Annotated in this window: 3 protein-coding genes and 1 CRISPR repeat array; of the genes, 1 reads left to right on the forward strand and 2 read right to left on the reverse strand. The window is 48.3% G+C overall.

Annotation, left to right across the window (positions count from 1 at the left end; genetic code table 11):
• Nucleotides 1-567 precede the first annotated feature (567 nt).
• Entirely contained in the window at nt 568-2,106 is a 1,539-nt protein-coding gene (locus tag IQ235_RS00845) for a response regulator (protein WP_264319603.1), read from the forward strand.
• 559 nt (nt 2,107-2,665) lie between these two features.
• Here the strand turns inward: IQ235_RS00845 and IQ235_RS00850 are convergent.
• Together IQ235_RS00850 and carB are read right to left on the reverse strand one after the other, a co-directional pair.
• Entirely contained in the window at nt 2,666-3,424 is a 759-nt protein-coding gene (locus IQ235_RS00850) for a PspA/IM30 family protein (RefSeq protein WP_264319604.1), read from the reverse strand.
• A 628-nt stretch (nt 3,425-4,052) separates the two neighbouring features.
• Nucleotides 4,053-4,591: direct repeats of the CRISPR family, unit length 37 nt; unit sequence GTTTCCATTAATTCGACCCCCGAAGGAGTCTGGATAC.
• Nucleotides 4,592-4,903: 312 nt separating this feature from the next.
• Nucleotides 4,904-7,888, reverse strand: a 2,985-nt coding sequence (gene carB / locus IQ235_RS00855) for a carbamoyl-phosphate synthase large subunit (RefSeq protein WP_264319605.1), incomplete at its 5' end; no start/stop codon positions are given.

The following is a 7,888-nucleotide window of genomic DNA, read 5'->3' on the forward strand; positions in this document are numbered from 1 at the left end:
AGGATACTCTCATGCCGAAATCATCAATAATTATTCCTGTTTCCTCTTTTTTCCCCAGAATGGTTCGGGCAACAGCATTCAGCTTTAAGTTACCAAAATTGGTACGTTCGTTTCCAATTTCGGCAAGACAATCCCAAGAGAGTTTCCTATGATGGAGCTACGTAAGTTGAGCAACAGTCGAACAATATATGAGAGTACTCTGGCGCTTCGCGTTAGAGCTGCAAACCAAAACTAGAACGCTCTCTATTTTCTTCGTCTTATTTTTTAGATCGTGGGTGCATTTCATCGTACTGGCAGCATCAGCAGCTTCAAAACCGGTTAAAACCCGTTCGACTTCAATTTAGGGTTAACGAGAGAGAAAACTTTCACCGAATGGTTGAGAGAAAGACAATCTCCAAACCCCATGCAAATATCAGGCGAGCGCGAAACCTTTGGAGTTGCCAGAATTTAGTTGGTGGGATGAGTTTAACTTACGTGCGAGATAAATCTAAATCTGGTTCTACCCGATTTCCATGGGAGAACGAAGTATAACAATTTATCCGTCTTGCGTTAACTTGGGAAATTGTCATGACATTAATATCTCGGGATAGCGATCGCCAGTCCCAGAATTTTCGAGAGATATCCTGTAAGCATCGTTGTACTCCATTAACCTATCCTCCTAACCCAAAAAATTTTGTCGAAGTTTCAACCCAGAATGAAAGCGATGTTCCTTCACATCCAGATTCTTTTGTCTGTAAGTCAGAGTCGCTCTTGGAAAACGATCGACTCGTCATTCTTTGCGTCGATGACGAATTGATGATTTTAAACAGTCTCAAAAGAGAGCTGGAATTAGCCTTTCAGGAGCATTATCTTATTGAAATCGCTCAAAGTGGAGAAGAAGCTCTTGAAGTTTTTGAAGATTTAATCGAGGAAGATCGCGAACTTGCTTTGATTATTTCGGATTGTGTCATGCCGAGAATGAGGGGAGATAAGCTCTTGCAGCGCATACATGAAATTTCACCTCAGACTATTAAAATTATGTTGACGGGGCAAGCAGATATTGAGGCAATTTCTCATGCTATCAACCACGCAAATCTATATCGCTACCTCTCCAAACCTTGGCATTCTCTCGATCTAAAACTGACAATTCAAGAAGCGATCGACTGCTTTATCAAAAAGCGGAAACTGTCCGATCGAAACGAGCAACTTCGATCGATTAACGAACAACTCGAAAAACAACTCAAAATTCGAGCGCAAACCATCGAGATTCTTTCCGAGCGCGAACAAACTTTAGATCGTCTCAATTATGCTTACCAACGCTTCGTTCCCAATCGTTTTCTTCAATATCTTCAAAAAGATAGTATTATCGATGTTGAGTTAGGCGATCGGATCGAGCAAAAAATGTCAGTACTTTGTGCCGATATTCGCAACTTTACGGCGTTTTCGGAACAAATGTCTCCAGAAGATAATTTCAAATTTATTAATGCTTATTTATCGCGAATGGAACCCGCAATTCTCGATCGCCACGGATTCATCGATAAATATATTGGCGATGGCATTATGGCTATGTTCGATCGTCGTGCCGAGAATGCCGTCAAATCGGGAATTGAAATGCTTCAAACTCTAAAGAAATATAACCAGACTCGCAAAAAAGTCGATCGCCAACCAATTTCCATTGGTATCGGTATCGATACCGGAAATGTACTTTTGGGAACCGTTGGCAGTCGCTCTCGCATCGATAGTGCGGCGATTGGAGAGGTTGTTTCTTGTGCAAATCGCTTAGAACAACTGACAAAATACTATCGTCTCTCTTTATTAATTTCCCAAGAAACCTTATCGAATTTGGAAAATTCCCTCACAAATCAGATTCGCAAAATCGATCGCGTTCGCGTCAACAGTCAGTCCCCATGGCAATGGATATTTGAAGTATTCGATGCTGATGTCAGCGAACTGCGGCAGCGTAAATTAGACACCAAATCTGAATTTGAACGAGCGGTAAGCTGCTACCACCAGAAGCAGTTCTCGGAAGCAAGAAAAAGATTTCAGGCTTGCTGGCGTCACAATCCAAAAGATACAGTGGTTCGCCTTTACCTCCAGCGGACTCAACAGCAAATTAAAGTGGGTTGAAAACAACCTTTCCAAAATCGGCAATGGATTTTCCGATTTCGGAAAGACATATTAAGCCAAATACTTTATCTTATGAACTAGGGTATTCAATGCTAATTACAGCTTGCTAGATGCCCTAATCGAGTGACAAAAGTCCTGAGAATTTTGCACGATTCATCTCGTGTAAATGCTTGCTACTACCGACAATACCTGAAACCATTCTCAGAGCAAGGTTTCAGGTATTTTACTTGGAATAATAACGGGCGGTCGCAAGCGATTTGCGATCGTGTATTTGTATAGCGCTTCGTCATCAGTTTATTTACACGATTGAAGAAATAGGTTGTTTCTATTCTCTATTCCCCATTCCCTGTTCCCCATTCCCCGTTCCCCATGACTGAAATTGTGTAATGAAAAGGGCGCGAACTGCTATAGATACATATTTTCCCTTTTCCTCCATTTCTCATCCCTGAAAATGTATGACGGTAAAGGGCGCGCTCGTGCTGTATCAACATAACAAAAGCGATGAGTTTTCTCCCATCGCTTTAGAGCTGAAATTTTCTGAAATTTCAAGAATATTGAATTAAATATCCTTCAGTTGCGATCGCAGTTCTTCGAGTTCTGCATCGACGGGTTCGCTAGCGGCAGTCTTGGATTCGGGGAGCGCTCCTTGGGAAACCGAACCACCCGTCAGTTGAGCTTTCATCGCCAGTAACTCGTCATCGACATCGTTACCCGCTTCGAGTTGAGCGAACTGGCTTTCGAGATCCGAACCGGCGAGTTCTGCTGCACCTTGGGAGCGCGCTTCGATTTCGAGGACTTTCTCTTCCATGCGATCGAAAGCACCGGTGGCGCTGCTGGGATTGAAAGAACCGATGCTGTTTTGTAGCTGTTCGTTGGCTTTAGCTGCTTGCAGCCGCGCCTTGAGCATATTTTTCTTAGTTTTCGCCTCGGAAATCTTGCTCTCGAGCTGAATCAGATTCTTCTTGAGCGAATCCACCTGACCTCGTTGAGCGTCAACCTGGGGCTTAATGGTAGCGGCGGTTTCCGCATGACCCTTCTTTCTCACCAACGCTTCGCGAGCCAAGTTTTCATCGCCTTTTTGGAGTGCGAGTTGCGCGCGCTGCTGCCACTGGTTGGCCTGAGACTGGGCTTGGTTGTACTGCTGTTCGGTACGTTTGTTCGTGGCAATGGATTTAGCCACGGCTTGGCGCAGTTGTACCAAGTCTTCTTGCATATCTAGGATAGACTGCTCGAGAATTTTTTCCGGGTCTTCAGCCTTGCTCACCACATCGTTGAGGTTCGCTTTCACGACGCGGCCAATACGATCGAATAATCCCATAACTCTTTTTTTCCTTCTGGGGTTGACAAGATGGTTTGCGGCAGGTGCTTTGACGATTCAGGGTTCGCGGGACAGTTGACTCGCTCTGGATAGAGAAATACTTTCTTTTCCCATAAGTGGCTCCTGCCATAGCGTTAGCCAACTTTAAAAACGCTTTAATTTGCCTATGTCTAGTTTAGCGTTCTTGTCGAAAGCCATCTGACGTTTCTGACCGAAGGCGGTTTTAGGGAGACGGGGGGGACGCAACAGATATCAGATACCAGATGTCAGATATCAGATTTAGACAAGGGAGACTTGGTGACACTACATCTGGGACTTGACAAACGAGCGTTTATTCTAACTTTTTACGAATAGCGGTACATACAGATACCCACTTATCTGCAATCTGATATAGCTATGGTCAGGGGTCGCTATTTCAAGAAAAAACCCTCCGATCGTGTCAAGCGGAGGGTTTTTGGGAAGTCGGAATGGGTTTCATTTCTGAATTCTAGATTCTGACTTCCGAATGCTTTGGCAGGTTTCCATTAATTCGACCCCCGAAAGGGGGAATTCAGATATCAGATATCAGACATCAGATATCAGGTCTGTGATACCCCTAACTCGATCTCGCCGTGTGGGATATCGAGCAGTTTCCATTAATTCGACCCCCGAAGGAGTCTGGATACTCCCCAAAAACGTTCTTTTACCATTAGTATTCTTGTTTCCATTAATTCGACCCCCGAAGGAGTCTGGATACTCGACTTCTACTGCTCGCTCGGCCTGGAAGAAATGTTTCCATTAATTCGACCCCCGAAGGAGTCTGGATACTGGATGAAAAATAATAACATCGTGGATGTAAAAGACTGTTTCCATTAATTCGACCCCCGAAGGAGTCTGGATACCAGAGACCCTAGTCCCAGGTTGAACGAGAAGGAGTTTCCATTAATTCGACCCCCGAAGGAGTCTGGATACATGAACGGCGCATTGAAATATTTTGTCAAATCGAGTTTCCATTAATTCGACCCCCGAAGGAGTCTGGATACAAGGGACTCGATGCGTACAAATCCTAGCTGCCTCGTTTCCATTAATTCGACCCCCGAAGGAGTCTGGATACCTCGTGAAAACCAGGTATTATCCTGTCGAAATTGAATGTTTCCATTAATTCGACCCCCGAAGGAGTCTGGATACCCTAGATTATACAACACCCACACCGTAAGGGTTTCAAACCGTGTTTTGGCGAACCTGCCAAAACGTAAGTACAACGTCATACACTCAACTCGCAAAACCGCTCAAACCCTTACCCCGTCTACTTGTCCAACCCCTTTTCCACCCCGATCGCCTCCACCTAAGTCAGAGCCAAGGTTTGAGCCATCGATCGCCCATTTTCTCAAAACCGCGCTTCGGTTCGCCAAAAATCGATGACCCTCAACAAGACCCAAATTATCTGATATCTGTCATCTGATGTCTGATATCTGTCATCTGATGTCTGATATCTGTCATCTAACTAAAATAATCCTGTACCGCCTTCACCTCCTGGGTTTCCGACTGCAACGATCGAATGGCGGCGGCAGTAGCTTTGGCCCCAGCGATGGTGGTAATCAGAGGAATCTTGTAAGCTAGTGCCGTGCGGCGAATGAGCTGTCCTTCGGCGAAGGCATCCTCTCCAGAGGGGGTATTGAGAATCAGTTGAATTTGATTGTTTTTGATCGCGTCGATGACGTGGGGACGACCGTCGGAGAGTTTGAGTATCAAGTCCACATCGTCGATACCGTTTTCTTGGAGAACTTTTTGCGTACCGGCGGTGGCGACGATTTTGAATCCCAACTCCATCAAATCTTTGACGGCAGCGACAACGGGGAGTTTGCTGCGATCGTTCATCGAAACGAATACCGTTCCGGTGAGGGGAATCTGTTCCCCTGCCCCCAACAGCGCTTTGGCGAAGGCTTTCCCGAACCCGGTATCGATACCCATCACTTCCCCAGTCGATCGCATTTCGGGCCCGAGTAGGGTGTCGGTACCGGGGAACTTATTAAAGGGCAGCACCGCTTCTTTAATAGCAATGTGTTGGGGAACCCGTTCTTCGGTAAAGCTGAGGGATTCGAGGGATTTCCCCGACATCACCAGAGAGGCCATTTTCGCCAGGGGTACGCCGATGGCTTTGGAGACGAAGGGGACGGTGCGAGAGGCGCGGGGATTGGCTTCGAGGATGTACACCCGATCGCCCTGAACGGCATATTGAATGTTCATCAACCCGATGACTTTGAGTTCGGTAGCCAGTTGCACCGTCCATTCCCGAATCGTCGCCACGGCTGCTTCAGACAAGCCCACGTAGGGAATCGAACAGGCGGAGTCGCCGGAGTGGATACCCGCTTGTTCGATGTGTTCCATGATGCCGCCGATAACCACGTTGCCGGTTTTGTCGGCGATCGCATCCACATCCACTTCTACGGCATTTTCGAGGAACTTATCGACTAAGATGGGGCGATCGGGTTCCACCTGCACCGCAAACTTCATATACCGTTCCAACTCCGCATCGGAGTAGACGATTTCCATCGCCCGACCCCCGAGAACGTAACTGGGACGTACCACCACCGGATAGGTGACGCGCCCGGCAATTTTCAGGGCTTCTTCATAGCTGCGGGCGATGCCGTTGGGGGGTTGGAGGATATCGAGTTTGCGCAGAATTTGCTCGAACCGTTCGCGATCTTCGGCAATATCGATCGATTCGGGGGATGTGCCCCAGATTTCGGTAACAGAGTCGGGGTTGGCTTCGAGGTATTCCTGTAACGGAACTGCCAGCTTGAGTGGAGTTTGTCCGCCAAATTGGACGATAATCCCCACGGGCTTTTCCACCTCGATGATGTTGAGGACATCTTCTTGGGTCAGCGGCTCGAAGTAGAGGCGATCGCTGGTATCGTAGTCGGTGGAAACGGTTTCGGGATTGGAGTTGACCATAATCGTCTCGAACCCGGCATCTCGCAGGGCGAACGAGGCGTGGCAGCAGCAATAGTCGAATTCGATCCCCTGTCCGATGCGGTTGGGGCCGCCACCGAGAATCATCACCTTGGGTTTTTCGGAGGGAAGTACCTCTGATTCTTCTTCGTAGGTGGAGTAGTAGTAGGGGGTGAACGCTTCAAACTCCGCCGCGCAGGTATCCACGACTTTGTATGCGGGTTGTACGTCTAGGGAAGTACGGTAGGCGCGCACGTCATCTTCGGGAGTGCGGGTAGCAAAGGCGATTTGCCCGTCGCTGAATCCCTGCTGTTTCACCTCCCACATCAGTTCTTTGGTTATCTGCTTCAGGGGAGTGCGTTTGAGCCATTTCTCTGTATCGAGTAATTCCACGAAGCGATCGAGGAACCAGGGATCGATTCCCGTGAGTTCGTAGATTTCCTCCACCGACATCCCCACTTGCAAAGCTTGGTGGACGGTGAACATCCGTTCTGGGTTCGGGATGCGCAATCCGGCGCGAATTTGGGAGAGGTTGGGCAGTTTTTCGGGGCGATCGCAGCCCCAACCCAAGCGCCCGGTTTCGAGGGAACGGAAGGCTTTTTGGAACGACTCGCAGAAGGTCCGCCCGATCGCCATCGCTTCGCCAACGGACTTCATTTGGGTGGTGAGGATGGCATCGGTTCCGGGAAACTTCTCGAAGGCAAACCGAGGAATTTTCGTCACCACGTAGTCGATGGTGGGTTCGAAGCTGGCGGGGGTTTTTTGGGTAATGTCGTTGGGAATTTCGTCGAGGGAATAGCCGACGGCTAGCTTAGCCGCGAATTTCGCGATCGGAAATCCGGTAGCTTTGGAGGCTAGGGCCGAACTGCGGGAAACGCGAGGGTTCATTTCGATGACGATGATGTCCCCGTTCACCGGGTTGACGGCAAACTGAATGTTCGATCCCCCCGTTTCCACACCAATTTCCCGAATAATGGCGATCGAGGCATCTCGCAATCGCTGGTATTCTTTATCGGTGAGGGTTTGGGCGGGGGCAACGGTAATCGAGTCGCCGGTGTGAATTCCCATCGGGTCGATATTTTCGATCGAGCAGATAATCACCACGTTATCTGCCAAATCTCGCATCACCTCCAGTTCGTATTCCTTCCAACCAATGAGAGACTGTTCCACCTGGATTTGACTCACCGGGGAGGCATCCAAACCCGATTGGGAGATTTCTTCGAGTTCTTCTTGGTTGTAAGCAATCCCTCCCCCAGAACCCCCCATGGTAAATGCAGGACGGATGATTAGGGGATACGTGCCGATTTCGACGGCAATTTGTTTTGCCTCGTCGAGGGTGGTGGCAATCCCAGAAGGACACATTGCCACACCGATTTTTTCCATCGCTTGTTTGAAGAGTTCGCGATCTTCGGCTTTTTTAATAGCGGGGAGTTTCGCCCCGATCAGTTCTACCCCAAACTCATCGAGTACGCCATTTTCTGCCAATGCCACGGCAAAGTTGAGAGCCGTTTGTCCCCCCATTGTCGGTAGAAT

The sequence above is a fragment of the Zarconia navalis LEGE 11467 genome, assembly GCF_015207075.1.
Taxonomy (GTDB): Bacteria; Cyanobacteriota; Cyanobacteriia; order Cyanobacteriales; family Geitlerinemataceae; genus Zarconia; species Zarconia navalis.

Bases quoted from the DNA above. Each gene is read 5' to 3' on its own strand.
- IQ235_RS00845 (WP_264319603.1), top strand. From the start codon at position 568: ATGACATTAATATCTCGGGATAGCGATCGCCAGTCCCAGAATTTTCGA.
- IQ235_RS00850 (WP_264319604.1), bottom strand. From the start codon at position 3,424: ATGGGATTATTCGATCGTATTGGCCGCGTCGTGAAAGCGAACCTCAAC.